Source organism: Streptomyces sp. NPDC001902 (genome assembly GCF_042891295.1).
In the GTDB taxonomy this organism is placed as follows: Bacteria; Actinomycetota; Actinomycetes; order Streptomycetales; family Streptomycetaceae; genus Actinacidiphila.
Map to the genome: position 1 here is coordinate 71617 of NZ_JBIATA010000028.1, position 25155 is coordinate 96771.

25 protein-coding genes, 1 tRNA gene, 1 other RNA gene and 2 pseudogenes are annotated in these 25155 nt (G+C 72.7%); 13 read left to right on the forward strand and 16 right to left on the reverse strand.

Annotation, left to right across the window (positions count from 1 at the left end):
• Positions 1-117 precede the first annotated feature (117 nt).
• Both ACFYYN_RS34545 and ffs read right to left on the reverse strand, forming a co-directional pair.
• On the reverse strand, positions 118-2310 hold the full coding sequence (locus ACFYYN_RS34545; RefSeq protein WP_500548847.1) for a DNA polymerase III subunit gamma and tau: 2193 nt from the start codon (positions 2308-2310) through the stop codon (positions 118-120).
• A gap of 111 nt (positions 2311-2421) precedes the next feature.
• An RNA gene (gene ffs, locus ACFYYN_RS34550) (signal recognition particle sRNA small type) lies at positions 2422-2518 on the reverse strand.
• Between the two features lie 72 nt (positions 2519-2590).
• Here ffs and ACFYYN_RS34555 point away from each other — a divergent pair.
• A tRNA-Ser gene (locus ACFYYN_RS34555) sits at positions 2591-2678 on the forward strand.
• A gap of 79 nt (positions 2679-2757) precedes the next feature.
• Here ACFYYN_RS34555 and ACFYYN_RS34560 read toward each other — a convergent pair.
• Positions 2758-3675, reverse strand: a pseudogene (locus tag ACFYYN_RS34560) (tyrosine-type recombinase/integrase); the annotation flags it as partial.
• A 2-nt stretch (positions 3676-3677) separates the two neighbouring features.
• On the opposite strand from ACFYYN_RS34560, the pseudogene ACFYYN_RS34565 reads away from it, so the two are divergent.
• A pseudogene (locus tag ACFYYN_RS34565) lies at positions 3678-3791 on the forward strand (YdcF family protein); the annotation flags it as partial.
• Positions 3792-4171: 380 nt separating this feature from the next.
• Here the strand turns inward: ACFYYN_RS34565 and ACFYYN_RS34570 are convergent.
• From ACFYYN_RS34570 to ACFYYN_RS34580, 3 genes are all read right to left on the reverse strand, one after another.
• Complete coding sequence (locus tag ACFYYN_RS34570; protein ID WP_500548848.1) at positions 4172-4384, reverse strand: hypothetical protein; 213 nt, start codon at positions 4382-4384, stop codon at positions 4172-4174.
• A 1084-nt stretch (positions 4385-5468) separates the two neighbouring features.
• Positions 5469-6110 (reverse strand): TolB family protein, encoded by a 642-nt coding sequence (locus ACFYYN_RS34575; protein WP_500548849.1) that lies wholly within the window; start codon positions 6108-6110, stop codon positions 5469-5471.
• A gap of 1004 nt (positions 6111-7114) precedes the next feature.
• On the reverse strand, positions 7115-7963 hold the full coding sequence (locus tag ACFYYN_RS34580; protein WP_500548850.1) for an alpha/beta fold hydrolase: 849 nt from the start codon (positions 7961-7963) through the stop codon (positions 7115-7117).
• Positions 7964-8163: 200 nt separating this feature from the next.
• On the opposite strand from ACFYYN_RS34580, the gene ACFYYN_RS34585 reads away from it, so the two are divergent.
• The 4 genes from ACFYYN_RS34585 to ACFYYN_RS34600 all read left to right on the forward strand — a co-directional run bounded on the left by ACFYYN_RS34585 (position 8164) and on the right by ACFYYN_RS34600 (position 10620).
• Complete coding sequence (locus ACFYYN_RS34585) at positions 8164-8667, forward strand: MarR family winged helix-turn-helix transcriptional regulator (protein ID WP_500331859.1); 504 nt, start codon at positions 8164-8166, stop codon at positions 8665-8667.
• Positions 8668-8767: 100 nt separating this feature from the next.
• Positions 8768-9319 (forward strand): SigE family RNA polymerase sigma factor, encoded by a 552-nt coding sequence (locus tag ACFYYN_RS34590; RefSeq protein WP_500548851.1) that lies wholly within the window; start codon positions 8768-8770, stop codon positions 9317-9319.
• Positions 9312-9887, forward strand: a complete 576-nt coding sequence (locus ACFYYN_RS34595; protein ID WP_500548852.1) for a hypothetical protein — start codon at positions 9312-9314, stop codon at positions 9885-9887. Before ACFYYN_RS34590 ends, ACFYYN_RS34595 begins: the two co-directional genes overlap by 8 nt.
• 97 nt (positions 9888-9984) lie before the next feature.
• Positions 9985-10620, forward strand: a complete 636-nt coding sequence (locus ACFYYN_RS34600; protein ID WP_500548853.1) for a hypothetical protein — start codon at positions 9985-9987, stop codon at positions 10618-10620.
• Between the two features lie 75 nt (positions 10621-10695).
• On the opposite strand, the gene fmdA is transcribed toward ACFYYN_RS34600, so the two are convergent.
• The 3 genes from fmdA to ACFYYN_RS34615 form a co-directional block, all read right to left on the reverse strand.
• Entirely contained in the window at positions 10696-11943 is a 1248-nt protein-coding gene (fmdA, locus tag ACFYYN_RS34605) for a formamidase (protein ID WP_500548854.1), read from the reverse strand.
• A gap of 76 nt (positions 11944-12019) precedes the next feature.
• Entirely contained in the window at positions 12020-12649 is a 630-nt protein-coding gene (locus ACFYYN_RS34610; protein ID WP_500331869.1) for an AmiS/UreI family transporter, read from the reverse strand.
• 137 nt (positions 12650-12786) lie between these two features.
• On the reverse strand, positions 12787-13065 hold the full coding sequence (locus ACFYYN_RS34615) for an FmdB family zinc ribbon protein (RefSeq protein WP_500548855.1): 279 nt from the start codon (positions 13063-13065) through the stop codon (positions 12787-12789).
• 560 nt (positions 13066-13625) lie between these two features.
• Here ACFYYN_RS34615 and ACFYYN_RS34620 point away from each other — a divergent pair.
• Positions 13626-14057, forward strand: a complete 432-nt coding sequence (locus ACFYYN_RS34620; protein WP_500548880.1) for a hypothetical protein — start codon at positions 13626-13628, stop codon at positions 14055-14057.
• Positions 14058-14192: 135 nt separating this feature from the next.
• On the opposite strand, the gene ACFYYN_RS34625 is transcribed toward ACFYYN_RS34620, so the two are convergent.
• Both ACFYYN_RS34625 and ACFYYN_RS34630 read right to left on the reverse strand, forming a co-directional pair.
• On the reverse strand, positions 14193-15302 hold the full coding sequence (locus tag ACFYYN_RS34625) for a hypothetical protein (protein WP_500548856.1): 1110 nt from the start codon (positions 15300-15302) through the stop codon (positions 14193-14195).
• Between the two features lie 115 nt (positions 15303-15417).
• Positions 15418-15819: a VOC family protein gene (locus ACFYYN_RS34630; protein ID WP_499513022.1), complete on the reverse strand. Its 402-nt coding sequence runs from the start codon at positions 15817-15819 to the stop codon at positions 15418-15420.
• Positions 15820-15986: 167 nt separating this feature from the next.
• On the opposite strand from ACFYYN_RS34630, the gene ACFYYN_RS34635 reads away from it, so the two are divergent.
• On the forward strand, positions 15987-16337 hold the full coding sequence (locus tag ACFYYN_RS34635) for a hypothetical protein (RefSeq protein ID WP_500548857.1): 351 nt from the start codon (positions 15987-15989) through the stop codon (positions 16335-16337).
• 33 nt (positions 16338-16370) lie between these two features.
• Here ACFYYN_RS34635 and ACFYYN_RS34640 read toward each other — a convergent pair whose 3' ends face one another.
• Entirely contained in the window at positions 16371-17642 is a 1272-nt protein-coding gene (locus ACFYYN_RS34640) for a ferritin-like domain-containing protein (RefSeq protein WP_500548858.1), read from the reverse strand.
• Between the two features lie 280 nt (positions 17643-17922).
• Between ACFYYN_RS34640 and ACFYYN_RS34645 the strand changes: the two genes are divergently transcribed.
• Both ACFYYN_RS34645 and ACFYYN_RS34650 read left to right on the forward strand, forming a co-directional pair.
• Positions 17923-18477: a cysteine hydrolase family protein gene (locus tag ACFYYN_RS34645; RefSeq protein ID WP_500548859.1), complete on the forward strand. Its 555-nt coding sequence runs from the start codon at positions 17923-17925 to the stop codon at positions 18475-18477.
• Between the two features lie 81 nt (positions 18478-18558).
• A complete protein-coding gene (locus ACFYYN_RS34650) occupies positions 18559-18864 on the forward strand; it encodes an ANTAR domain-containing protein (RefSeq protein ID WP_500359594.1) in 306 nt (101 codons plus the stop codon).
• Positions 18865-18878: 14 nt separating this feature from the next.
• Here ACFYYN_RS34650 and ACFYYN_RS34655 read toward each other — a convergent pair whose 3' ends face one another.
• The 4 genes from ACFYYN_RS34655 to ACFYYN_RS34670 form a co-directional block, all read right to left on the reverse strand.
• Positions 18879-19748 carry a SigB/SigF/SigG family RNA polymerase sigma factor gene (locus ACFYYN_RS34655; protein ID WP_500548860.1) on the reverse strand — a complete coding sequence of 290 codons (870 nt, stop codon included), beginning with the start codon at positions 19746-19748 and terminating at the stop codon, positions 18879-18881.
• Positions 19749-19944: 196 nt separating this feature from the next.
• The gene (locus ACFYYN_RS34660; protein ID WP_500548861.1) at positions 19945-20235 is read right to left on the reverse strand and encodes a DUF3817 domain-containing protein; all 291 of its coding nucleotides are present in this window, start codon (positions 20233-20235) and stop codon (positions 19945-19947) included.
• A 2-nt stretch (positions 20236-20237) separates the two neighbouring features.
• On the reverse strand, positions 20238-20672 hold the full coding sequence (locus ACFYYN_RS34665; RefSeq protein ID WP_500548862.1) for a hypothetical protein: 435 nt from the start codon (positions 20670-20672) through the stop codon (positions 20238-20240).
• 16 nt (positions 20673-20688) lie between these two features.
• A complete protein-coding gene (locus ACFYYN_RS34670) occupies positions 20689-21348 on the reverse strand; it encodes a DJ-1/PfpI family protein (protein WP_500548863.1) in 660 nt (219 codons plus the stop codon).
• Positions 21349-21526: 178 nt separating this feature from the next.
• On the opposite strand from ACFYYN_RS34670, the gene ACFYYN_RS34675 reads away from it, so the two are divergent.
• The 3 genes from ACFYYN_RS34675 to ACFYYN_RS34685 all read left to right on the forward strand — a co-directional run bounded on the left by ACFYYN_RS34675 (position 21527) and on the right by ACFYYN_RS34685 (position 25151).
• Positions 21527-22468 carry a GlxA family transcriptional regulator gene (locus tag ACFYYN_RS34675; protein WP_500331891.1) on the forward strand — a complete coding sequence of 314 codons (942 nt, stop codon included), beginning with the start codon at positions 21527-21529 and terminating at the stop codon, positions 22466-22468.
• Between the two features lie 186 nt (positions 22469-22654).
• Complete coding sequence (locus tag ACFYYN_RS34680) at positions 22655-23629, forward strand: lysylphosphatidylglycerol synthase transmembrane domain-containing protein (protein ID WP_499513017.1); 975 nt, start codon at positions 22655-22657, stop codon at positions 23627-23629.
• A gap of 148 nt (positions 23630-23777) precedes the next feature.
• Positions 23778-25151, forward strand: coding sequence for an amidase (locus tag ACFYYN_RS34685; protein ID WP_500548864.1), 1374 nt, complete (start codon positions 23778-23780; stop codon positions 25149-25151).
• The last annotated feature ends 4 nt before the right edge of the window (positions 25152-25155 follow it).

Sequence of the window (25155 nt, forward strand, 5' to 3'; positions counted from 1 at the left end):
GGCGAGCCTACGTGCTCGGGGGCCCGCTCGCGCTACCCGTACGAGGGAACGAGCGGCGCGCGTCGCCCGTTCCGCCCCCGCCGTACCGTTCCGCACAGGGGAACGGGGGCGCCGCGGCTACTCGTTGGCGATCTCCTCGATCACGGTGGCACCCAGCTCGCGCACGATGAGGTCGTGGCCGCTGAGCGCCGTCTCGTCCAGGTCCGGGTCGTCGTCCTCGGGCATGTCGTACTCGATGGGCGGCGGCTCGTCGGTGACGGGCGGGTACGCGGACGCCGCAGGCGCCGCGTTGACGGCGGCACGGGCCGCCGCGGCGGCGGGCGGCGACGGGGACGGCGCCGGGCTCTGGGACTGCTGGTGGGGTTGTTGCTGCGGTTGCTGGTGCTGGTGCGGCTGCTGCTGCTGCTGCGCGGACGGTGCCGGGGACGTGGGGGCGGGACGCGAGCCGCCGGGGCCACCGCCGGGTCCCGCCGGGCCCGGGCCGCCGCCTCCGGGGCCGCCGCCCGGGCTGACGATCGCCTCGATGCGCCACTGGACGCCCAGGGCCTCGCTGATCGCCTGCTTGAGCACCTCCTCGTGTCCGCGGTTGGCGAAGCTGTCGCGGGCACCGGGGTTGTCGAAGCCGATCTGCAGGGTCGAGCCGTCGAAGCCGACGAGCCGGGCGTTCTGGTCGAGCAGTATCCACGTCACCTTGCGCAGCCGCTTGACCGCCTCCAGGACGGTGGGCCACATCTGGTGGACGCGTGAGGCGTCGCCGATGGGCTGCGCGCCCGCCGCGGGCGGTGCGGGAGCGGGGTCCTGTGCGGGCGGCGCCGCGGGGGCGGACGCCGGGGCCGGGGCCGACGCCGATGCCGCGGTCGGCCAGGCGCCGGGACGCTGCCCGCCGCCGGGGGCGGCAGCGGTCGGCCAGGCGCCGGGACGTTGCGCGGCCGGGGGCTGCGCGGGCGGGGCGGCGGGCGCCGGCGTGGGCTCGGGGGCGGCCGCCGGGGCCGGTGTGGGTGCGGGTGTGGCGGCGGGCGCGGTTTCGGCGGGCCGGGCCGGTCCGCCCATCGCCGCGCGCGCCGCGGCGGGGCCGCCGCCGGGCGGGAGCGGCTCGCCGAACTCCACGACCGGGGCCGCCGGGCCGCCCGCGGGGGCCGCGAAACCACCGGCGGAGGCGCGGCGTTCCAGCCGGTCCAGGCGGGCCTGCAGCGACCGCTCGTCGTCGTAGGCCGCCGGCAGCAGCACGCGGGCGCAGATCAACTCCAGCTGCAGACGCGGCGAGGTCGCCCCGCGCATCTCCGTGAGCCCGCTGTTGACCAGGTCCGCGGCACGGCTGAGCTCCGCCGCCCCGAACACCCCGGCCTGGGCCCGCATCCGCTCCACGACGTCGGCGGGGGCGTCGATCAGCCCCTTCTCCAACGCGTCCGGCACCGCGGCGAGGATCACCAGGTCCCGCAGCCGCTCCAGCAGGTCGGCCACGAAGCGCCGCGGGTCGTGCCCGCCCTCGATCACGCGGTCCACGACCTCGAACGCCGCCGCGCCGTCCCCGGCGGCGAAGGCGTCCACGACGTCGTCCAGCAGCGCGGCGTCGGTGTAGCCGAGCAGCGAGGTCGCCATGGCGTACGTCACACCGGCCTCGCCCGCACCGGCGAGCAACTGGTCCATCACGGACATCGAGTCACGCACCGAGCCGGCCCCGGACCGGACCACCAACGGGTACACCCCGGCCTCGACCGGGATCGCCTCCCGCTCGCAGACCTCCGCCAGGTAGTCGCGCAGCGTGCCGGGCGGCACCAGCCGGAACGGGTAGTGGTGGGTGCGCGACCGGATGGTGCCGATGACCTTCTCGGGCTCGGTGGTCGCGAAGATGAACTTCAGGTGCTCCGGGGGCTCCTCGACCACCTTCAGCAGGGCGTTGAAGCCCGCCGAGGTGACCATGTGCGCCTCGTCGATGATGTAGATCTTGTAGCGGCTGCTCGCCGGCCCGAAGAAGGCCTTCTCCCGCAGGTCGCGGGCATCGTCCACGCCGCCGTGCGACGCCGCGTCGATCTCGATCACGTCGATCGACCCCGGGCCGTTGCGGGCCAGGTCGCGGCACGACTGGCACTCCCCGCACGGCGTCGGCGTCGGGCCCTTCTCGCAGTTCAGGCAGCGCGCCAGGATGCGGGCGCTGGTCGTCTTGCCGCAGCCGCGCGGCCCGCTGAACAGGTACGCGTGGTTGACCCGGTTGTTCCGCAGCGCCTGCTGCAGCGGGTCCGTGACGTGCTCCTGCCCGATGACCTCGGCGAAGGACTCGGGACGATAGCGGCGGTACAGAGCGAGGGACACGCCTACGACGATATCGGCCCCCACCGACACCCGGGCCCCGCGCGTGTGACGGCCCCCACACCGGCGGCCCCCGCGGCCGCCCCGGGCCGCGTTCCCACAGGCCCGCGGGTAACAAAAGACCCCTCACGCACCCGCCAGAGCCCACCTACCCTTGCTGCCTTCCGGCCCTGGGGGAGTTCAGCGAGATAGCGCCACGTGAGGGGCTACGCCCACCCTACCTGATCGGATCACCCGGGAACGAGTTCGCGAGCACTCCCTCCGGTCTAGTAATGTTTGCCGCGGAGGATTCGCCTAGAGGCCTAGGGCGCACGCTTGGAAAGCGTGTTGGGGGCAACCCCTCACGAGTTCGAATCTCGTATCCTCCGCCAGTGCCTCACCGGGCACGTTGTCGAAGGGCCCCACCGGTCGCGGTGGGGCCCTTCGACGTTCTCCGTCTCAGTTTCCGTCTCAGTTGGTATCCGGCGAGCTCCACAGCGCGTCGCCAACCTGGCGAGCCACGTTCTTCAGCACGGGTCCGGTCACGTGCATGTACCGCGAGCGCATCCGGGCCGAGCCGCCCGGTTCCCAGCCCATGATCGCGTCCACGACGACATCAGCGACGCCGAGCAGAAGGAGGACCGTCGCCGCGGTGTGGCGAGCGTCGTGCAGCCGACCATCCCGTACTCCGCGAGCTGAAGCAGCTCCTTCCAGTGGTGGTAGTCCGCGTTCGGCACCAGTGGCGAGCCGTCAGGCTGCGCGAAGACGTACCCCGTGCCCTGCCAAGCGTCGCCGGCAGCGATCCTTTCGCGCTCCTGCTCCTCCAGGTGGCGACGGAGCAGCTTGATCAGCGGGTCCGGCAGGCCGATGGTGCGACGGCCGGCCCGGGACTTGGTCGACTTGTACTCGCGGCGTACCTGCTCGCGCTGGGGGCAGTACCCGGCTTTCCTGCCGCAGTCGCCGCCGGCGAAGGCGGTTCTTGCGGGTGCGGAGGTATCCGGTCTCCAGGTCGATGTCCTCCCAGTGCAGACCCAGAGCCTCTCCCCGTCGCAGCCCGAGGGCGAGCGCGATCACCCACCGAGCGCTGTTGCGACGCTTCGACGCCTGCAAGAGCAGGCTCTGAACCTCCTCGATCGTGTACGGCTCGATCTCTTCTTCTTCGAGGCGAGGTGCCCTTGCGATCTCTGCGGCGTTCGTAGGGACGTGCCCGCGGCGCAGGGCCTCCCCGAGAGCCGTGCGCATGGTGCGGTGGGCATGGTGTGCCGTACCGGCGGCGCTGCCGCTGTCCTGCATCTTCCGGTAGAAGCGCTCCAGGTGCTCTGGCTCCAGCCGGTCCAGACGGTGCGCTCCCAGGCCCGGCACGAGGTGGACGCGGACATCCACCTCGTAGACAGGGCTTCATGATCAGCCAACCGGTGCCGGACGACGTGATGGCCGCCTACGAACGACTGCGCCACCACGGCTTCACGAGTCGGCTCGTCACTACTGACTCAACCTCCGCCTAAGGCCCCTCAGGGTCGCCTGTCAATCCCAGCGGACTGCCAAGTATGGGTTGATGCTTGACAGTTCGGCATCGCGTGGACGCTGTTCTACGATCTTGTGCGGATCCACGGTCACGGCAGGGCATCAACGTGCCGTCGTTCGGATACAGGGGGCAAGCCATGGTCTTCGAGGTAGCGGTCTGGGCGATCCTCTTCGGAGGAGGCATCGTTCGATCTCTCGCCCCATGGCAGCCCCAGCCCAAAGCCGCTCCCGCCGACCTCATCGGGCCCGTGTGCGATCGTCACGTTGAGCCGTCAGCCGAGGGGGAACGCTCGCGAGGGAGCGCCCCGCAACGCTGGCTGCGGGGCGCCGAGCCACTTTCACAACGGGCCCTTAGTGGGGTTTAGTCGACCGTCTGCCCGTCGTACATACCGCCCCTGCAGGTCGGGAGCACGGGCGTCGACCGATCGATCGTTCCGCCGCCGTCCGTGCACTCACCCGGGGTGACGCTGGCCGGGGTGACGCCGCCGGCGGTGGCGGTGGCGGCGCCTGTGAGGCCGAGTCCGGCGAGGGCTGCCGTGGCGAAGACTGCGGCGAGGATTCGTCGAATGCGCATTTGGTTCGCCTTTCACAGATTGCCTCGGTTGGGGCACTAGCCAGCTTGATCTTCACCCATATGGGTGGCACGTCATGTTGGGCCATTCGGGTGACAGTGTTGTCGGGTGCGAGGTCGGTGACGCGACCCGTCAGAGCGGATGGAAGCCCGTGCCACATCCGTGCCAGAAAGAGCGGATCCCAGCGGTCAAGAGCAGTCAAGCGCGACGCCTCGCGACTAATCACCAGAGGCCGTTTGCGCTGGTCAGCGTCAACCCCCTCCGTGACGGCCCGGTGATTCCCAAGCTCAGAGCGCCCGCGGTAGCCTGCCTCCTGACGACAACGCAAGAAGGAATCTTGGCAGGGTCCATCGAACCCGATCTGAAAGCCGCCCTCGTAGAGTTGCGAAGGGTAAAACGGCTCAGGCCAGCCGAAGGCGACGGCGACGCATACGCCGAGTGGCGAGAGCAGATAGCTGCAGCGTTGGAGTCGCTGGCCGGCGTCCTACCCTTTGAAGCTGATCGGCGTGGGGCCATCGCTGAAGCAGCGGCAGCCCGCCAGCAAGCCGCCAGCATCCGAGGCCGCCCTCCACTCTAGACGGCAGCCCGTCTCAGTTTCCGTCTCATTCATCGGCGTCCAGGCCCGTTCACCTGAGGACCACATCAGGGATGAACCGCTACGCCGAACCAGGCTGAACGGCGGTGGACTGCCACGGTCGGCCCGCTCACATACACCGACAGACTTGGAAAGCGTGTTGCCGGCAACCCCTCACGAGTTCGAATCTCGAATCCTCCGCAGCCGCTTGAAGAGGCAAAACGAGGGCCCCGCTGATCGTCAGCGGGGCCCTTCGTCATGCTGCCCGACCCTCGTTGCCCCGGAAAGATCCGGGGCCCTTGACGTTGCAAAGGCGGGCGGTACCACCGTCGGGTGCGGTGCACCCTCAGGGCCACCAGGAGGTCTCACCCGCCGGTCCGGGCCCGCGCGGTGGTGCCGCGGGCCGGACCGGCGTGGTGGCTGGTCAGCCGATGGTTGCAATGCCGTCGGTGGTGATGGTGGGGCGGCCCAAGGTGTCGTTACGGGTCAGTGAGCTACGGCACCCCGACGGGTCAGTTCTCGATCCACTCGGTCAATTCCGTTCCGGGGAGATCGGAAATCATTCGTGCATTGTGATTGTCTGCATCCGCCACGTACAGCCCGTGTTGCCCTGTGCCCGGGTCATAGGCCGAGTAGGCGATCTGACTGCCGTCGGGCGAGTACACCGGCGAGACGCCCATGAGGCCGGAGATGACGGGTGTGCTGTCGCCGGTCGTGGTGTCGACCACACTCGCCCCACTGTCGGTGGGGTAGATGATGTGGCGTCCGTCCGGTGACCAGCTGGCAGGTGCGTTCCAGACCCGGTGGTCCGTAGTGAGCTGGCGTACCTGGCGGGTGGCCAGAGTCATGACAAACAGGTCGACGCCGTATTCCGTGTTCCCGAAATCATCCAGGTACTCCACGGGTTGGTGGAAGGCGATCTGCGTGCTATCGGGCGAGAAGGTCGGGCGGAGTCCCGGGCCCAGGGACTCGAAGCCCGTTCCGTCGGGCTTTACCCATCCCATTCCCTGAGTGCTGTCGAAAACGATGTGCTGACCGTCTGGAGCCCAGTCAGGAAATTCAAGACTGGTGAAGCCGGCCTCGTCCGCACCGGCGGTGAACAGGGTGCGCTGATCCGCTCCACCGACCGCGGAAACCATCAGGGAAGTGGGCATTCCGCAACTGTTGACAGGCTGGCACCCGGGTGTACCGGCGAACGCGACCTGCGAACCATCCGGCGACACTACTCCGTCCACGCCGGCAGTGGTGAGGGTCTTCGTGACCGCTCCGCTCTTCGGGTTCACCTCGAACGTCCCACGCGTGTCGGAGGTCCATTCGGAGACGACGAGCCTGCCTGCTGTGCTGCTGTCGACAGTGGACGATGAGCTGAGATCTAGCGCGGAGGCGGTGCCCAGGAAGGGCAGAGTGACCGCGATCGAGATACCGATGATTGCTATAGCGCGCGTATACCGCACTCATACTCCATCGTCCAGGAGGCCCGAGGCCTCATCTTCAGGCCCGATTCACTCGAACCATCATGAGATCAGGCGTCCGGGCGGCCCCAGGTGTCACAGGACGTTGGCGCCCATGCTGTGAGGCGGCTCCCACCGGTGCGGCCGGCATCGCTTCTGGTGACTGGTTTGGTGGCGGGTCCAGCCTCGGCAACGGCCACGGTGAACGAGCTGACGTAACCGGCGGCCGCGAGGCGGTGACCGTGCAGCCTGACCGAGACAACTACGAGAACTCGCACCGCAGCGGGTACGCGCGCGTCGACCTCACGTGCAGCGATGGACACGGCTTCGCGTTCAACATGGGCAACCAACCACAAGGGAGCGGAGTTCGTTGGCGTCGTCCGTCGTGTCTGAGCTGAGACCTCGGCTCAGAGCGCTCGTTGTCCTGGTCTTTGTCCAGTGCGCTGACGGCCGCCACCGTTCGCGGCTGTACGCGCACCCCGTCCAACCTGCCGCGAGCACCTCCACGGACGTCCCCGTACGGTCATGCGGACAGTTGGAAGGCGTGTTGGGGGCAACCCTCACGAGTTCGAATCTCGTATCCTCCGCCAGTGCCTCACCGGGCACGTTGTCGAAGGGCCCCACCGGTCGCGGTGGGGCCCTTCGACGTTCTCGGTGTCCGGGGCCGCAAGACCCCGTCAGGCCTTCGAGGTCGTACGCGGGGTGGGTCAGCGGACGGTGGAGCGGGCGGCCTGCTCGATGATGCGGGTCACCGCGCCGGGGCGGGAGACCGAGACGGCGTGGGAGGCCTTGACCTCGACGGTGTGGGCGTGGGCCCGCTCGGCCATGAAGCGCTGGGCGGCGAGGGTGATGTTCTTGTCCTGGGTGGTGACCAGGTCCCAGGACGGGATGGTCCGCCAGGCGGCGCCCGCGGCCTTCTCGTCGAAGACCGACGCGGCCACGGGGCGCTGGGTGGCGGCCATCTGCTCGGCGACGGACTTCGGCACGTCGGCGGCGAACTGGGCGCGGAACTTGTCGGCCTTGATGTACAGGTCGGTGCCGGTGCCGCCGCCGGGGAGCGGGAAGGGCACGGCGTTGAGGGTCTCGCCCAGGGTGCCGCCGGGGAACTTGTCGGAGATCTGCGTGACGGTCTCGCCCTTGTCCGGGGCGAAGGCGGCTATGTAGACCAGCGCCTTGACGTTGGGGGAGTCGGCCGCGGCCTCGGTGATCACCGAGCCGCCGTAGGAGTGGCCGACGAGCACGACCGGGCCCTTCACGCTCTTCAGGAAGCTGTGCACGTACGCCGAGTCGCTCGCCAGGCCGCGCAGCGGATTGGCCGGGGCCACGACCGGATAGCCCGCGTGCTTCAGGCGTGACACCACGCCGTTCCAGTTGGAGGAGTCCGCGAACGCGCCGTGCACCAGGACGACCGTGGGCTTCTTCTCCTGCGGGCGGTGCGCGGCCTTGGCGGCGCTGGCCGGGGCCGTGGCCGTCAGCGTGAGGGCCGCGACGCCGGCGGCGGCGCCCAGGACGGCGACGCTCTTGCGGGTGGGGCGGAGGACGGTCTTGAGGTTCACGGTGGCTCCTTGGCGTACGGCGCCCGGCTGGCACGCCGGGCAGGCGGTCGGTCCGGGGCGTCCGCTCCGGGCGATGACGAGAAATCTAGCGTCCGTTTAACTTGTGCGCAAGCTAATCGACTACGAGTTACTAGCCCGCACGGAAGGTGCGACAATGTCCGCCGGGAGAACCACCGACGACCAAGGAGGGGGAGGGAATCGTGAACGACGACACCCGCGCACCCGGGAACGGCGGCACCGCGGAGCCCTCGCTGCTGCTGGACGACCACTTCTGCTTCACGCTGTACGCGGCCTCGCGCGCGGTCACCGGCGTCTACCGGCCCCTGCTGGACGCGGTGGGCCTGACCTACCCCCAGTACCTGGTCATGGTCGTGCTCTGGGAGCACGGCACCGTGTCCGTCAAGGAGCTGGTGGCCGCCCTGCACCTGGACTACGGGACGCTCACGCCGCTGATCAAGCGCCTGGAGTCGCACGGCCTGCTCGAGCGGCAGCGCCGGGCTGACGACGAGCGGGTGGTGGAGGTGGCGCTGACCCCGGAGGGGACCGCGCTGCGGGAGCGGATCCGCACCGTGCCCCTGGCGATCGGGGAGGCCATGGGGCTGACCCGGGAGGAGATCGGGACCGCACAGGACCTGCTGCGCCGGCTGACGGCGAACGTGGACCGCCACACCACGGGCGCCGAGCCCGCCGCGACGACGCCGTAGCCGCCGCCGCTTGAGCGTGGTCGCCCCGGGCATCAGAATGGTCCCGCGGCGTTGATCACGTGTGTGCCCGGACGCACGGCGTCCGGCCGGGGGATGAGGTATGGGACTGCCGGAGGACCCTCCGGGGCGCGCGATGGGGGAGCGTGAGTTCGACGCCTTCTACGGCGCGAGCGTGGGCCGCCTCATCGGCCAGCTGTACGCGATGACGGGCGACCTCGCGGAGTCGCAGGACGTGGTGCAGGAGGCGTTCGCCCGGGCCTGGGAGCACCGGGCCGAACTCGATCTGCACGGCGCGCCCGAGGCCTGGGTGCGCACGGTGGCGTGGCGCCTGGCCGTCAGCCGCTGGCGACGCGTGCGCACCGCGCTGACGCTGGCCCGCCGGCAGGGCCCGCCCCCGGTCGTGCCGCCGCCGGAACCGCACCACGTGGTGCTGGTCGAGGCCTTGCGGCAGCTGCCGGAGGGGCAGCGGCGGGCCGTCGTCCTGCACCATCTGTGCGACCTGCCGGTGGAGCAGGTGGCCGCCGAGACCGGCTCCCCGGTCGGCACCGTCAAGGTGCACCTCAGCCGCGGGCGGGCGACGCTCGCGCGGTTGCTGGCGCACACGGAACTGGACCCCGGGGCGGGCCGACTTCCGGAGGGGAAGCATGGCTGACGGGACCGAGCTGGGCAGGCTCCTCACCGAACTCGCCGAGTCCGGCCGGGGGCGGACCGTACCGGCGGCCGCGCACCAGGTACGGGCCCGCGGCGAAAGGCGCCGCCGCCGCGCGCGGACGGTACGGGCGTCCGTCGTGGCGGTGCTCGCCTGCGCGCTGCTGGGCGGCGGCCTCGCGCTGGCCGGGACCGCCCGGGTACCGGAACCGGCGGCGGTCACCCCGTCACCGCCGCCCTCCCCCTTCGTCCGCCCGACCCCCGCACCGGGCGAGGAGTACGCCAGCGAACTGGGGTACGTCCACGACGCGGTGGCCCAGGGCGACAGCGTGCGGGTCACCGTGCGGCAGCTCCGGGCGGCCGCGGGCGGGACGCCGACGCCCACCGGCGTGGTGCACACGCTGACCCTGCCGCGCACGACGCTCGTGGAGACGCGCCGGCTGTCGGGCGGACAGCCCGCGGACCGTCAACTGGGTGAGCTGGTCGGCCGGCTGGCCGGAGGGCCGCGGTGGACGTTCGAGATCGACTACGACGGCGAGGGACGGGTGGAGTCCCTGCGGGAGGCCGGTTAGCGCGGCGGGGAGTTGTTACCGGTCCATGACATTCCCGGTGTAACCCAAGTGGCGGGCCGGTGCGTAGAGCCTGTGCACGCCGCCCGTACCCGACCCGATGGGACCCACCGTGTTCGCCTCGTCCTCCCCGCGCCGCCGCGCCGCCGCCCGGATCACCGCCCTCGCCCTCGCCGCCCTCGCCCTCGGCGCCTGTTCCGGGGAGGGGAAGGGCGACGGGGACACCGCCCGTGCCGACGCGGCCGCCTCCTCCCCCGCACCGGCGACGGCTTCGGCCCCCGCCTCGCCCTCGGCGCAGCGCTCCGGCGCGCCCTCCTCCTCGTACTCTGCCCAGCCCCCGGCATCGGACGGCCCGTCGGACGCGCGGTCGCCGCAGGCCCCTGCGCGCTGGGCCGGCGGCAAGCAGTTCGTGCAGATCGACAACGCGTGGATCAAGGACGGGCGCACGTACCTCTCGGTGCGCTCCGCCCGCAAGGAACCCCTCACGGGACCGATCGAGGGGTGGGACATCATCCCCGGCAAGGGCCCGTACACGACGGTGCGCATGGCCCCGGAGGGCCGGGTCCTGCTGTCGGTCCCGCTGGGCGACGACTCCGCCCCCCACACCTACTCCCAGGCGCAGTTCATCACCCGGTGGTGGGCCCAGCCCGCCCCGGAACGCGGGTGGCTGGGCTACGACGTCAGTTTCGACCTGAACGGCGAGGTGGTCAGGCTCCAGTCGCTCTACCGCCCCTGAGCCCGCGGCGGCAAGGGCGTGCACGGGTCCCGGCCCGAGAACGGGCCGGGACCCGGTGCGCGCAGCGGTCAGGGGTCAGGAGGTCAGCGCGGCCCGGCCGCGGTCCGCCCGCGTCGGTCCGGTGGCCGAAGGCCGCACGTCGAAGTCGAACATGGCGGTCGGCACGTACAGGGAGCAGCACGCGTTGGGGATGTCGACGATGCCGCTGATGCGTCCCTCTATGGGGGACGAGCCGAGCAGCAGGTAGGCCTGCTCGCCGCTGTAGCCGAACTTCTTGAAGTACTCGACGGCGTTGAGGCACGCGCGGCGGTAGGCGAGCGTCGCGTCGAGGTAGTAGTTGGTGTCCGTGTCGTGGTCGACGGAGATCCCGATGAAGGTGAGGAAGTCCGAGTAACGCGGTTCGACGTTGCCGGGCATGAACACCGGGTTGGTCGAGATGCCGTACTTCTCCATGCCGCCCTTGATCAGGTCGACGTGGAAGTCGATGAACCCGCCCATCTCGATGGCGCCGCAGAAGGTGATCTCCCCGTCGCCCTGGCTGAAGTGCAGGTCGCCGCCGGAGAGCTTGGCGTCCTTGACGTGCACCGGGTAGAAGACCCGGGAACCCCGCGTGAAGTTCTTGATGTCGTGGTTGCCTCCGTTCTCACGGGCCGGCACCGTGCGGGCGCCCTCCGCGCAGATGCGCGTGGCGAGGTCCCCGGTGGCCGTGCCGGCGAGCGCGTGGGAGGGGTCCGGGGGGACGGCCAGCGGCGGGACGCGTTCGGGGTCGGTGTCGATGAGCGCCTTCTCGCGCGCGTTCCACCGGCCCAGCAGTTCGGCGGAGGGGGCGGTCCCGAACAGCCCGGGGTGGGTGATGCCGGTGAAGCGGATCCCGGGCAGGTGCCGGGAGACCGCCTGCTGACCGTGGAAGTCCCACACCGCCTTGTAGGCGTCGGGGAAGTAGTCGGTCAAGAAGCCTCCGCCGTTGGCCTTGGCGAAGATGCCGGTGTACCCCCAGCCCTGGCCCGCGGCGTCCCCGCTCTGCTGGGGTACGGGGCCGAGGTCGAGGATGTCGACGACGAGCAGGTCGCCCGGCTCGGCGCCCTCCACGCCGATCGGGCCGCTGAGCATGTGGGGGATGGTGAGGTCGATGTCGCGGACGTCGTTGGCGGAGTCGTTGTTGCCCACCTGGCAGTCGGTCCAGTCCCGGCACTCCATCCGGAACTCGGCTCCGGGCTTCACCATGGCGGCGACGGGGATGTCAGGGTGCCACCTGTTGTGTCCTGGGGTGTCCTGATCGCGCATCGACTTGGTCTGGTCCACGCTGAAAACTACTTCGGGCATGACAGCCTCTCTTTTTCTGATCCGGTCAGGACGGTGCGCCCACGCCTCCGGCCCGACGGGCCGGGCGGGCGGACGCCTAACCCGGCGACCCGGACGACGCGGCGGCCCGGGCCTGTGCGCGCGACTTCCTGGTGAGCGGCCACAGCGCCGCGAACACGACCACGCCGAAGGCACCCAGGGCGATGGCGATCTCCGTGGTGTGCTTCCAGTAGCCGGACAGCAGCAGCGCCGCGGGGATCACACCGGTGACCCAGCCCTCGATCGCCGTCACCCAGCCGACGTAAGTGCCGAGCTCCGTTTTCCTGAGACCGAGCAGCAGGAAGAACAGACCCCACAGGAACGCCCAGTACAGCCAGATGACACCGAACGGGTAGTCCTTGAGGAGATGGAAATTGGCGAACGAGTACCCGAGGGCGACAATCGCCACGAACAGGGAGTACCAGCCGACGCAGACATTGTCGATGTTCGCGAGGATGACGATACCCACGTACAGGTAGGTGAATCCGAAGAGGTAAATCCCGGATGCCGCCAGGATCTTGTCCTGGTCACCGCCGGCCGTGAAGATGAGGTACGTCGGGGTCAGCACCTGCAGTGCACCCACGAAGAGGTTGAACACCGCCGCCGACTTGGGGTCGACCTTCTGCAGGAGCAGCAGGCCGTTCATGAAGAGCACCGCACCGACGAAGAGCAGTCCCACGTTCGCCACGGGGACGCACCTCCTAAGTCCGCGTGGGGACGGATTGCCGCCGGCGCGCCTGCTGGTCCCGCCTGGGCGGGAGGAGCGTCCGCGCTCCGGCGTCGGCCCCCCTGAGCACCTCTGACGCGCCGATCACCGCCCTCGGACTAGGACTTGGGCAGCCGGGACAGCGCCGGATGGGGCCGCGGCTCCGGCCGCTCGCGCGGCGGTGGGGCGGACACGACGTCCGGCATCTCACGGGACTTCTCCTCCCGTTCGCGGGAGGTGGCGAGCCCGTGCGGCGTGAGGGCGAGGGAGGGCGAGGAGAACACGCGCCTGGACTCGCCCGCGCAGGCGGGACAGTCGTACGCGTCGGGTGCGGAACCTATCGCGAGTTTGACGTCGAAAGGCCCGCAGTTGCTGCAAAGGTATTCATAGGTCGCCATGAAGTTGCCTCCGGTCGTCGGCGCACCCAGGTCAACCTTGACGTCTGCGACACACCCCGTTGAGCGCACGCCGGGGAAACAATCCCTATATCAAGGAGACGCCACGGCAAGACAGTTGTCAAGGTCGGCAGGAGACGTCCGGAGCGCGTCCGAGGGGAGTTCCGGAGTTCCCTTTCCGACGCCATCGGAAACACCGGATTCCATTCACTCGCCCTTCTCCCGGTCCGCTCGCCGGGAATACCTCATCGCCGGCGCGACCGCATTCCGGGTCTCGCGGAGGGGGCGCCCGGAGCCCTTCCCGGCGCGCCGCCCACCCGCCCGCCGGGGCCGGACCGTACCGGTCGCGCCGCCCTGCCCGGGGAGCGGGGCGCCCGACCCGGGCGGTATGACCGCTGTGAGGCGGTTCACTGTGCTTTTTCTGGACGGACACCACTCGCGGCTTTAGCGTTCATATGCATCGGCCTTTTCCGTGAATGCAGTGGCAATGGCGCCGCGCTCATCGGACGGCACACAACGCTTCGCACGGAACAAGGCGAACGCCGGAGAGGTGGACAATGAGCATGGACGCCGTGTGGGTCCGTGGCGTGAACGGGCTCCAGATGCACCACGTCACCGACCTCCAGGACGCCGGCAGGTTCCTGGGCAACGCAGCCATGGCCCTGCGGGCCGCCCACGTGCGGACCGGCGCAGAGCACTACGAGGGCCTCGCCGCCGAGCTCAAGGCCCTGGTCACCCGGGTACGGGAACTGGAGGACCGGGCCCGCTCCGCGATGCACGAGCTGCACGAGACCGACCCGGAGCGCTTCGTCCGCTGCCGCGAGGGCCACGAGCCCTGGCCCGGCGAGATCCAGGCCGGGTTCATCCCCCGCCACACCTGCCGCGACGAGTGCCTCTACCACGACCGCGGCGTGCTCGAGGCGATCACGCAGTGCACCTGCGGCAGGCCGCCCTGCCAGGCCTGCGAGATCGGCGGGAAGCCCGTGATGAACTGATCCACCGCACTTCGCGGCCGCCCCGGGCGGCACGAGGGCCCCGGCCTCCGACGAGGCCGGGGCCTTCGTCATGCTCACCGCCCCGATCCGGAATCCCGTACCGCGAGCCCGGGTCCTGTCGCGCGACCGGGCCGGCTACGCGAGGAGGCTGAGCAGCAGCACGAGGACGACCAGCGCGCCCGCCGCGACCGCCAGGCCGCGGGCGACCCGGCTGCGGGAGGGCAGCCCGAGCACCTCGATGCCGGTGGTCCCGGGGAAGGCATAGAAGACGCGGTCGGGGTCGGTGGGGAGGGTGATGCGGGCGAGGGGCAAGTGACGCAGGACGACGCGGCGGTGGGCCTCGCCGGCGCGCGGGGCGAGGTGCGGGACGAGCGCCTCGGTGTGCGTGGCGTCGAGGTCGCCGGGCAGCGGGTCGTCGCCGGTCAGCACCTCCTTGCGCCACCGGCCCGACCGATGGGTGCGGCGGCGGACGAGGAAGGGGGGCCGCTTGCGGGGACGGCGCACCAGTTCCTCGCGGCTGCGCTGCTCGATGAGGCCGCCGACCCAGGTGGTGACGACCCCGCTCCCCCCGCAGGCGTCGTGCGCGACGGTGCCGCCGCCCCTGCACTTGGGGCAGTCGACGAGTCCCGTCCCCTTGCACTGGGCGCACTGCGTGCGGCCCCGCCCGGCACAGGTGGGGCACGCGGCGTCGGGGCGCCGGCACTTGGCGCAGCGGACGCGTCTGGGGACGGTGCGGGACGCGGTCGCCGCCGCGGCGCGGTCGCCGGCGCGGTCCTTGCTACGCGGCCGCGGTCTGCCGGTGCCGTCGCACTCGGCGCAGGACTCCAGTCCGCGGCAGTCGGGGCAGGCCGTGGTGGGGTCACAGGGGAGCCGGCCGCGGCCCTCGCAACGCCTGCAGGCCCATTCGCCGTTGCCGCACTCGCAGGTGTTGTGGCGTACGGATCCCTCGCGCACGAGCTCGATCCGGCGCAGGGTGCCGTGCTCCCCGGGCGGGCCGGGCCGGTGGCCGTCGAGGTGCGTGTAGGTGGCGAGCGCGGAGAGGTCCTTGCGGCCCTTCTCGGTCCTGGCGGTCTCCGTGCGGGTCTCTGTCGTGCGGCGGATGCGGCAGTCGAGGAGGGAGTGCCAGGTGAGGTCCGCTCCGGCGCAGGAGCCGGGGCGGACGGCGCCGCCGTCCCCGGACAGGTGCCGCGCCAGGGCCTGGAGCATCTCGTCGTCGGACGGTGCACCGGACGGGTCCTCGGCCATGACGACCACTCCCCTCGACGGGCGCGAGGCGCGCTGTCGGCAGGGTACGGGGGCCCTGACGCTCCATCAAGATCCGGGACGGGGAGGGATCTTGCGACCCCTCCCCGCCGCCCGCTCAGCTCTCGCCGGTGGTGCTGCCGCTCCCGTAGGGACGGGTGATGACCTCCATGCCGTGCCCGGCCGGGTCCATGAAGTAGACGCCGCGGCCGCCGTCGTTGTGGTTGATCTCGCCGGGCCGCTTGCCGTGCGGATCGGCCCAGTAGGTGAGTCCGGCCTCCTGGATCCTGCTCAGGATGCCGTCGAACGCGGCCTCGGGGACGAGGAAGGCGTAGTGCTGCATGACGATCGTCTCCGCCGGGACGGCGGCGAAGTCGAGGGTGACGCCGTTGCTCAGCTGCAGGGGGACGAACGGGCCCCATGCCTCGCCGGCCCGCAGGCCGAGGATGTGCGCGAGGAAGTCGGCGGATTCCCGGTTGTCCCGGGCGTGGACGATGGTGTGGTTCAACTCGACTGACACGGTGGGATGCCTCCGTAAGGCATTCTCACGGGCACCTCCATGCCTCACCCGGCCGGTGACCGGCACGCGATGCCGTGTCCTCGATCCTATGCCGGGACGTAATCCGGTGGGCCGGGGACCGTCGCGGCCCGTACGGTGGACGGCCGGACCGAGCGGGGAGGAGAACGATGACGGACACGATGACGCTGTGGCGCCCCACCGGGCCGGAGGAGCTGGCCCTGGTCGAGGCGTCGGGGTGGCGGGAGTGGCCGCCGCGGCTGCCCGAGCAGCCGGTCTTCTACCCGGTGCTCGACGAGGACTACGCGATCCGGATCGCCCGCGACTGGAACGTCCCCGCCTCCGGCGCCGGTTACGTGACGCGCTTCGAGGTCGAGGCCGGGTTCGCCGCCCGCTACCCGGTGCGCCAGGTGGGCGGCCGGACGATCCTCGAGCTGTGGGTCCCGGCGGAGGAACTCCCGGAGTTCAACCGGCACATCGTGGGCCGGATCGAGCTCGTCCACGAGTTCCTGGGCCCGTAGCGGCGGGGCACCGGGCAGGCGCCGCCGCCGCGCTCACGCCCGGCGTCCCCGGGACCCGCTGCCCGCGGACGGGGGCTGCCCCGCATCCGGAGCGACCGGGCGGAACTGGGGGCCGTAGGTGTGGCGCCCGTCGCCGAGCGGGATCTCCATGAGGGCCAGGGCGGGCTCCTCCAGCTGCTCCATCGTCTTGATCGCGCGGTTGAGCGCGCCGTGGTCCGCGGACTGCCAGGCGGCCTCCAGGTCGCGCAGCAGTTCGCCGTAGGCGCTGTCGAAGCGGCGCAGCAGCGTCGCGGCCTCGCGCGGCGGGTGGGGCCAGCCGCCCCGGGGGACCACGCCCATGGGGTGGACGTCCGGGAAGGGGACGGGCGGCCCGCTGAACGCCCACACGCCGTCGGCCTCCTCCAGGGTGCGGCCGTGGTAGATCTCGGCGAAGGCGTAGTAGTGCGCCACGTCGCGGTGGCCCCCGGTGGCCTCGCCGGACGGCGCCTCGGGGGAGACCGAGCTGCCCTCGCCCTGCTCCTTGATGATCTCCACGGCGGCGACGACGTCGTCCAGGTTCCGCATCGGACGCAGTTCGTCGGGGCCGATGCGCTGGCCCAGCTGACCGCGGACGCTGAGCTCGGGGCGGTGGTCGAGGAAGGCGGTGACGAGACCGTCGTAGAAGTCGCCGATGGTCGGCGGCCCGGCGGACGGCTCGGGCAGCGGGGACTCCGGGGTCTCGATGGCCATGAGGACGTCCCGCACGTACGCGCGGGTGAGCCCGGAGAGGTACACCGTCAGGTTGCTGCGCACGCCGCCGGGCAGGGGCGCGGGGTACTCGGGGGTGACGGAGGCGATCCGCGGCCGCCCGCCCACGGCGACGAGCATGTTGCAGGCCAGCCCCATGTGGAACATCTCGTCGGTGACGATGCCGCGGATCAGGTTGGCGACCGTGTCGGACCGGTCCCGCACCGACCACCAAGCGCACAGGTACGGCGGGATGGTGGCGAGTTCCAGCTCCACGGCCACCTGCAGGGCCTGCCGCAGCCAGTCGTCACGGCGGGACGGCGCGGGGACGGCCAGCAGACGGGCGACCATGCCGTGGGCGGCGGCCGCCGCGACGCCGGGGGCGGCCATCGGTGCCGCGGCGGCCGCGGCCGGGACCGCCGCCGCCGGCAGCGACGGTGCGAGCGGGGCCGCGTGGGCGGCGGTGCCGAGGACGGCGGGGCTGACGGCGGCCGCCGCGGCCGACTTGACGAAGCCCCGGCGGTCGAGGGTGACCGCGGTCCCGTGCTCGTTGTCCTGGTCGTCCACCGGTCCCGTCACACAGGTCTCCGTCCCCGAGAAGAATGGCGCGCGGGAGCCGGCACCCGGCGGACCCGCGAGGCTGGCGAAGCTACCAGCCGGGCCCCGGCCCCCGGGCCCGCGACGCCGCGCGCGCCGTGCCGCGCCGCCCGTGCGGCCCAACGGTCCCCGGACGCCGCCCGCCGACGGGCCCCACCGCCCGCCTGACCTGGGCGCCGCGCCCGGCGCGGGCTCCACGGCGGGGGCCGGGAACGGGCGTACGCTGCCCGGCGCCCCCTCCCGCACCCGAGGACGCCCAGGCATGCACGACACCGGCGACGCGACCGCGCTCGTGGTCATCGACATGATCAACACCTATGAGCACGAGGACGCCGAACTGCTGCTCCCAGCGGTGCGCGAGGCGTTGCCCGGGGTGCGGCGGCTGATCTCGCGGGCCCGGGAGGAGGGCGTGGACGTCATCTACGTCAACGACAACTTCGGCCGCTGGCGCTCGCACCACGACGAGATCCTCGACATCGCCCTCGACGGCCCGCACGCCGACCTGGTGGAGCCGGTACGGCCCGACGCGGACTCGCTGTTCGTCGTGAAGGCCCGGCACTCGATCTTCTTCCAGACCCCGCTGGAGTACCTGCTGGGGCAGTTGGGCGTGGGCCGCCTGGTGCTGTGCGGACAGGTGACCGAACAGTGCGTGCTCTACTCCGCGCTGGACGCGCACATCCGCCGCGTGCCCACCGCGGTGGCGCCGGACGCGGTCGCGCACATCCACCGGGACCTGGCGGACGCCGCGCTGCGGATGATGGAGCGCAACATGGGCACCCTCGTCGCGCCCTCGTCCGGGATCGCGCTGCGCGCCTGAGCCCGGGCTGCCGGGTCATCACCTCCCGTACCCGTATGGGACCGTACATTCGGGGCATCCGGACCTCAGGAGGTGCTGACGATGGTCCCCCTGCCGGCCGGTCCCGAGGACGACGCGGAGAGCGAGATCGGGCGGCTGCGCGCCGAGAACGAGCAACTGCGTCGCGCCCTGGGCAGCCGGTCGGTCATCGACCAGGCCGTCGGCATGGTGATGGCGCTGACGCCCTGCCCCGGCGACGTGGCCTGGGCGGTCCTCGTCCGGGCCTCCCAGTACGGGAACGTCAAGCTCCGCGACGTCGCCGCCGCGCTCGTGGCGAGCGCGGGGGGCCGGCCCCTGCCGGCGGACGTCCGGCACGCCCTCGGACGGGCCATGCGTCCGTCCGGCTGACCGGGCGTTCCGCGTCAGGCCTCGCCGGCCGCCCGGGTGTTCCCGCTGTTCCCGCTGTTCCCGCTGTGGTCCTCTGCCGCCTCGACCTCCTCGCGGAGGCGGCGGCAGGTGCGGCTGATCAGCCGGGAGACGTGCATCTGGGACAGACCCAGCTGGTCCGCGATCTGGGTCTGCGTCATGTCGCGGAAGAACCGCAGGTAGAGGATCTTCCTCTCGCGCGGCGGGAGTTCGCGCAGCCGCGGCGCGACGGCCACGCGGTCCACGACGGAGTCCAGGCACGGGTCCTCGGCGCCCAGGGTGTCGATGAAGGTGCGGCCCTCCGTGCCGGGGGTGGCGGAGTCCAGGGAGGCGGGGACGAAGCTGTCGAGGGCCTCCATGGCGACCAGCACGTCCTGCTCGCTCATGCGGGCGTGCGCGGCGATCTCGGCGACGGTCGGGGTGCGCCCCTTCGTCCCGACGAGTTCGTGGTGGACGGTACGGACCCGGCTCCGGAGCTCCTGGACCCTGCGGGGGACGTGGACGCCCCACAGGTGGTCGCGGAAATGACGTTTCACCTCGCCGACGATGGTGGGGACGGCGAAGCTCTCGAAGGCGCTGCCGCGTGCGGGGTCGTAGCGCTGCACCGCCTTCACCAGGCCGAGCGCGGCGACCTGCCGGAGGTCCTCGGTGGACTCGCCGCGGTGCCGGAAGCGGCGTGCGAGCCGATCCGACATCGGCATCCAGGCGATCACGACCTGCTCGCGCAGCGCGTCCTTCTCCGGGCCGTCCGGGAGCGCCGCGATCCGCCGCAACGCCTCCGCGGTGTCCGGGGTGTCGTCATGCGGGCGCGGGCGGGCACCCGGGTGCGGGTGCGGATGCCTGGTACGGGGCTGTCGGGCGGCCATGGCTGGTCCTGCGCCTTCCTGCGGGGGTCCGGGAGCCGCGCCGCGCAGGGCGTGCCGTACGGGAGGACACGCTCCGCGCTCCGGGGCCCGGCCGGGGCGCCCCGCGCGTGCGTGCCTCCCTTCCGAAGCACGGGGAGCGCCTGCCCGAGGAGGCGGTGCGCAAACCCCTGAACCGTGGCCCGGTGGTGATCGGCCGTCAGGGGGCGGCGAGCCGCCGGAGCGCCAGCAGGCCCCCGACGCCGGGGACCACGGCGAGGAGCCGCACCGCCGTCGTCGAGCCCTCGGCGCGCACGGCGGCGAGGACGGTGAGGAGGTAGGCACAGCCGTGGACGGGGCCCATCAGGGAGGAGACGGGCCTCCAGTGCGCTGTGGCGAGGTTGACCAGCAGCACGGCGAGGGAGAGCAGTTCGACGGCGGCGGCCGCACGCAGCGGGCGCAGCGCGGTCCTTGCGGGCGCGGCCGGGGAACCGGTCGGGGAGGAGGCCACGGTCACGCTCCCGTCGAGGAGCCGGGGCGGACGATCATCAGCACGGTGACGGTCGCCCACAGCAGGTTGAACATCCCCGTGGCCATGCCCAGTCGGGCGGCCGTGCGAGCGGGCGCCGTCCCGTACGCGAGCCCGGCCAGGACGGCGCGCTGCCGTGGCAGGACGACCCCGGCGAGAAGGGCGGCGGCCAGCGCGGTGAGGACGATCGAGACGATCAGCCACACGTCCCCGAGCACCCCCATGCTCGACGCGGTGGCGAGGCCGAAGACCGGGACGACCACGCCGACGGCGGCGTACACGCGGCAGATCCGGTGCAGCAGTCCCGCCGTGTCGGGGGCGCGGCGGACGGCGGGGGGAAACATGCTGGCGGCGACCGTGACGGGTCCGACGGCGACGATCGCGGCCAGGACGTGGACGGCGAGCAGGAACTTGGTCATGTGCGCTTCCCCCTCCTCACGCGCCGGCCGGGCCGGCGAGGACGGGGCCCTCGGCGCGCCACACCACGCCCCGGCGTTCGTGGGCGAGCAGCCGTTCCACGACGTGGGCCACGCGCGGGCCGCTTTCGCGCTCCAGCAGGTGGAGGGCGAGGTCGAGCCCGGAGGTGACGCCGGCCGAGCTCACCAGGTCCCCGTCGTCGACCACCCGGGCGTCCACGACGGTGGCGCCCGCCGCCCGGAGACCGGCCGTCCCGAGGTGGTGGCCCGTCACAGGGCGCCCGCCGATCAGGCCCGCCATGGCGAGCAGCAGCGAACCGCCGCACACCGTGGCCACGGTGACGTCCGGCCGCTCCAGGGCGGTGCGCAGCAAGGGCGGCAGCCCGGTCCGCAGCGCCCGGGCGAGGACGGCCGGGACCGTGTCGCCGTCCTCGCCGTCGCCGTCGCCGTCCGCCGCGGGGATCCGGCCCGCCGCTCCCGGTACGACCACCAGGCCGCCGCGGCCCGGGTCGAACGCGGCGGCCGCCCGCAGCGACGGCAGCCCCAGGCCCGCGGGCACCACGCGGGCCCCCTCCGCCGACACGAGCCCGGCGCGGATGCCGCCGGCGGTCAGCACCTCCAGGGGAGCGATGACGTCCAGGGGGTCGAACCCGTCGTACAACACGAACTGAGCGAGCATCTGGGGCCTTCCGGGAGCGGTGCGGGACGCTCCCGACGCTAGGCCCGGAACCGCATCGCCAGAAGTGGCCGGATTGCCAGTTCCCGACGGATTCCCGCCAGCCCTGTCATCAGCACATGTGGGACGCTGCCCAGCTCACAGGCTTGGCCGGAATTCGTCGCCCCTCTACCGTGGAGCCATGCACACGGTGGTCGTCCTCGCCCTCGACCAGGTCATCCCCTTCGACCTGGCGGCCCCGATCGAGGTGTTCTCCCGCACCCGCCTTCCCGACGGCCGCCCCGCCTACCGGGTGCGGATCTGCGCCCCCTCGCCCGAGGTCGACGCCGGGCCCTTCGTACTGCGCGCCCCGTACGGACTGGAGGCGCTGGCCGAGGCCGACACGATCGTCCTGCCGGGCACGGCCGACCCCTCGGTGCCGGTGCCCGGGGAGGTGCTGCGGGCGCTGCGGGCGGCCGCCGCGAACGGCACCCGGATCGCCTCGGTCTGCGCCGGGGCCTTCGTGCTCGCGGCCACCGGGCTGGTGGACGGCCTGCGGATCACCACGCACTGGGTGGGCGCGCGACGGCTGGCGGAGCTCCACCCGGAGGTGACCGTCGACCCGGACGTGCTCTACGTCGACAACGGCCAGTTCCTCACCTCCGCGGGCGCCGCCGCCGCGCTCGACCTGTGCCTGCACATGATCCGCAAGGACCACGGTTCCGCCGTGGCCGCCGACGCCGCCCGGCTGTCCGTCATGCCGCTGGAACGCGAGGGCGGCCAGGCCCAGTTCATCGTCCACGAGCAGCCCCCGGCGCCGGCCGGGACCACCATGGAGCCGCTGCTGCGCTGGCTGGAGGAGAACGCGGACCGCGAACTGGCGCTGGAGGACATCGCCGCGCACGCCGGGACGAGCACCCGCACCCTCAACCGCCGCTTCCGCGAGCAGACCGGCACCACCCCGCTGCAGTGGCTGCACCGGGCCCGTGTCCGCCGGGCCCAGTACCTGCTGGAGACCACGGACCACTCGGTGGACCGGATCGCCGTCCAGGCCGGGTTCGGCTCCCCCACCGCCTTCCGCGAGCGCTTCAAGCGGGTCGTCGGCACCAGCCCGCACGCGTACCGGCGGGCCTTCCGCGGCTGACCCCTGCCTCGCCGCGCCCGGCCCGCACCCGGCCCGCGCCCGGCCCGGCGCCGTTCCGCCATCCGGGGACGGGACGGACGTCAGCCGCAGGACACCCGCAGGTCGCGCGGACAGGGCATGAAGGGGCGACAACACCTGGCGACAACACCTGCGGACAGGCGCGCGACGCGCGGGGGCGAGCGGACCATGGGCATCACCACCACGACGACTCCACACCTCCTGAGCGGCGCCACGCTGCGCCGGATCGCCTGCCTGGCCCCGATCGTGCTGGTCGGGTGGTGGGTGGCCCGGCACTGGCAGCTGATCGCCGACGGGGGCCGCGGGCTGCTCGACGCCAACCGGGGCTGGCTGCTGGCCGCCGTGGCGGCGACCGGGCTGGCCTGGGTGGCGGTGTCGTTCATGCGGCAGGGCACCGTCCTGGAACGGCTGCCGGCGGGACGGCTGCTGGCGACGCAGTTCGCCGCGGGCGCCGCGAACCACCTGCTGCCCGCGGGCATCGGGGCGAGCGCGGTCAACCTGCGCTTCATGCGGGCGTGCGGGCTGCCGCCCGCCCGGTCGGCGGCGGCCATCGCGCTGTACTTCCTGGCCGAATGCGTCGGCCGCGGGACGCTGCTGGCCGTGCTGCTGGCCGCGTTCCCGCACGCGCTGCGGCTCGACGGACTGCTGCCCGACGGCATCTCCGTACCCGTCGGCCCGACGGCGGGGGCGGCCGCCGGGGTCTGCGCGGTCGCGGCGGTCGTGCTGGTCGCCGTACCGCGGCTGCGGCGGGTGGTGGTCACGTTCCTGGCCACGGCGTTCACCGACGCGCGGACGCTGCACGCCCGGCCGTCGCGGGCCCTCGCGCTGTGGGGCGGCTCGCTCGCCTTCCCCGCCCTGCAGGCCGCCGGCCTCGTCGCGGTCACGATGGCCCTGGGCGTCCCGGTGCCCTTCGCCCACGTCGCCGTCGCCTACCTCGTGGCCAGCGTCGCGGCGGCGGCGCTGCCCACCCCCGGCGGCGTCGGCTCCGTCGACGCGGCCCTCGTGGTGACCCTCGTCGCCACGGGCGCCTCCCTCGCCGCGGCCACCTCGGCCGTGCTCGGCTACCGCATCGTCACGGTGTGGCTCCCCCTCGTCCCCGGCGCGCTGGTCCTGGGCGCGCTGGTCCGCCGGAAGGTCGTCTGACCCGCACGCCCCCATGACACGCGCCCCGTCCGCCCGCGCAAACCCCGTGGTGGCGGCAGGGCGGCGCGTGCCAGGCTGACCGCGGGGACGGGCACGGGAGGGCGGAGCACTGGAGCTGCACGAGTACGCGGAGCGGGACGCGACGGGGTTGCGGGAGCTGATCCGCGCCGGGGAGGTGAGCGCGGGCGAGGTCGAAGCCGTCGCGCGCAGGGCCCTGGAGGCGGCGGATGCGGAGCTCAACGCGCTGACGCTGCCGCTGTTCGACCCTGCGCCCGCGCACCGGGCGGACGGGCCGTTCGGCGGTGTGCCCTTCGTGATCAAGGACGGTGGGCCCTTCGTGCGGGGCGTGCCGTTCACCCTCGGCAGCCGGGCCCTGCGGGGTGCCGTGGCGGACGCCGACCACGATCTGATGACCCGCTTCCGCGGGGCGGGCCTGGTGGCGCTCGGCCAGAGCACCGCGCCGGAGTTCGGCCTGAGCTTCGCCACCGAGCCGGTGCGCTACGGGCCGACGCGCAACCCCTGGGACCCGGGGCGCGGGGTGGGCGGGTCGAGCGGCGGGTCGGCCGCGCTGGTCGCCGCGGGGGCGGTGCCGGTGGCGCACGCCAACGACGCGGGCGGTTCGATCCGCATCCCGGCGTCCTGCTGCGGGCTGGTCGGGCTCAAGCCGAGCCGGGGGCGCACCCCGTGCGGGCCGCTCGCGGGCGAGGCGGCGTTCGGGCTCCAGGTGGAGTTCGCCGTGACCAGGACGGTACGGGACGCCGCGGCGCTGCTCGACGCCGTGGGCGGGCCCTCGTACGGCGACAAGTACCCCCTCCCTGCGCCCCCGTCGCCGTACGCGCGGGCGGCGCGCTCCGACCCGGGGCGGCTGCGGATCGCCCTGACCACCGCCGCCTGGACGGGCACGCCCGTGGACCCGCAGGTCGCCGCCGTCACCGTCGACGCGGGCAAGGTGCTGGAGTGGATCGGGCACCGCGTCACCGAGGACACACCGCGCCTGGACGCGGACGACCTCGTGGAGGCCACCGCGCTGGGCGCGTTCGCCAGTGGCGGCGCGCTGCTGCGGGCGGCGCCGCGCCTGGACCGCTCACTGCTGGAGGCGGTGTCGCGGGCGGTGCTCGCCGAGACCGAGGCGTGCACGGCGCTCGGGCTGATGGCGGCGGTCGACGCGCAGCACCGCGTGACCCGCGCGGCGGGCCGCTTCTTCACCGCGTACGACCTGCTCGTCACGCCGACGCTCGGCGCGCTCCCCGCGCCGCACGGCACCCTGGGCCACGACGACCCCCGGCACACGGTGCGCTCCTGGCTGCGGGAGCTGTTCGCGTACGGGCCGTTCACGGCGGCCTTCAACGTCTCGGGGCATCCGGCGGTGAGCCTGCCGCTCGGCCAGAGCCGCGAGGGGCTGCCGGTCGGGGTGCAGCTCGTCGCCGCCCAGGGCCGGGAGGACCTGTTGCTGGGCGTGGCCGCGCAGTTGGAGCAGGCCGTCCCGTGGCGGGACCGCAGGCCGCCGTTCCTGGTCGGCTGACCCC

Coding starts and splice junctions, on each gene's coding strand:
- ACFYYN_RS34590 (WP_500548851.1), top strand. CDS start 8,768: ATGGGACTGCCGGAGGACCCTCCGGGGCGCGCGATGGGGGAGCGTGAG.
- ACFYYN_RS34575 (WP_500548849.1), bottom strand. CDS start 6,110: ATGCCCACTTCCCTGATGGTTTCCGCGGTCGGTGGAGCGGATCAGCGC.
- ACFYYN_RS34595 (WP_500548852.1), top strand. CDS start 9,312: ATGGCTGACGGGACCGAGCTGGGCAGGCTCCTCACCGAACTCGCCGAG.
- ACFYYN_RS34635 (WP_500548857.1), top strand. CDS start 15,987: ATGACGGACACGATGACGCTGTGGCGCCCCACCGGGCCGGAGGAGCTG.
- ACFYYN_RS34620 (WP_500548880.1), top strand. CDS start 13,626: ATGGACGCCGTGTGGGTCCGTGGCGTGAACGGGCTCCAGATGCACCAC.
- fmdA (WP_500548854.1), bottom strand. CDS start 11,943: ATGCCCGAAGTAGTTTTCAGCGTGGACCAGACCAAGTCGATGCGCGAT.
- ACFYYN_RS34670 (WP_500548863.1), bottom strand. CDS start 21,348: ATGCTCGCTCAGTTCGTGTTGTACGACGGGTTCGACCCCCTGGACGTC.
- ACFYYN_RS34625 (WP_500548856.1), bottom strand. CDS start 15,302: ATGGCCGAGGACCCGTCCGGTGCACCGTCCGACGACGAGATGCTCCAG.
- ACFYYN_RS34615 (WP_500548855.1), bottom strand. CDS start 13,065: ATGGCGACCTATGAATACCTTTGCAGCAACTGCGGGCCTTTCGACGTC.
- ACFYYN_RS34675 (WP_500331891.1), top strand. CDS start 21,527: ATGCACACGGTGGTCGTCCTCGCCCTCGACCAGGTCATCCCCTTCGAC.
- ACFYYN_RS34665 (WP_500548862.1), bottom strand. CDS start 20,672: ATGACCAAGTTCCTGCTCGCCGTCCACGTCCTGGCCGCGATCGTCGCC.
- ACFYYN_RS34650 (WP_500359594.1), top strand. CDS start 18,559: ATGGTCCCCCTGCCGGCCGGTCCCGAGGACGACGCGGAGAGCGAGATC.
- ACFYYN_RS34600 (WP_500548853.1), top strand. CDS start 9,985: ATGGGACCCACCGTGTTCGCCTCGTCCTCCCCGCGCCGCCGCGCCGCC.
- ACFYYN_RS34570 (WP_500548848.1), bottom strand. CDS start 4,384: ATGCGCATTCGACGAATCCTCGCCGCAGTCTTCGCCACGGCAGCCCTC.
- ACFYYN_RS34655 (WP_500548860.1), bottom strand. CDS start 19,748: ATGGCCGCCCGACAGCCCCGTACCAGGCATCCGCACCCGCACCCGGGT.
- ACFYYN_RS34680 (WP_499513017.1), top strand. CDS start 22,655: ATGGGCATCACCACCACGACGACTCCACACCTCCTGAGCGGCGCCACG.
- ACFYYN_RS34645 (WP_500548859.1), top strand. CDS start 17,923: ATGCACGACACCGGCGACGCGACCGCGCTCGTGGTCATCGACATGATC.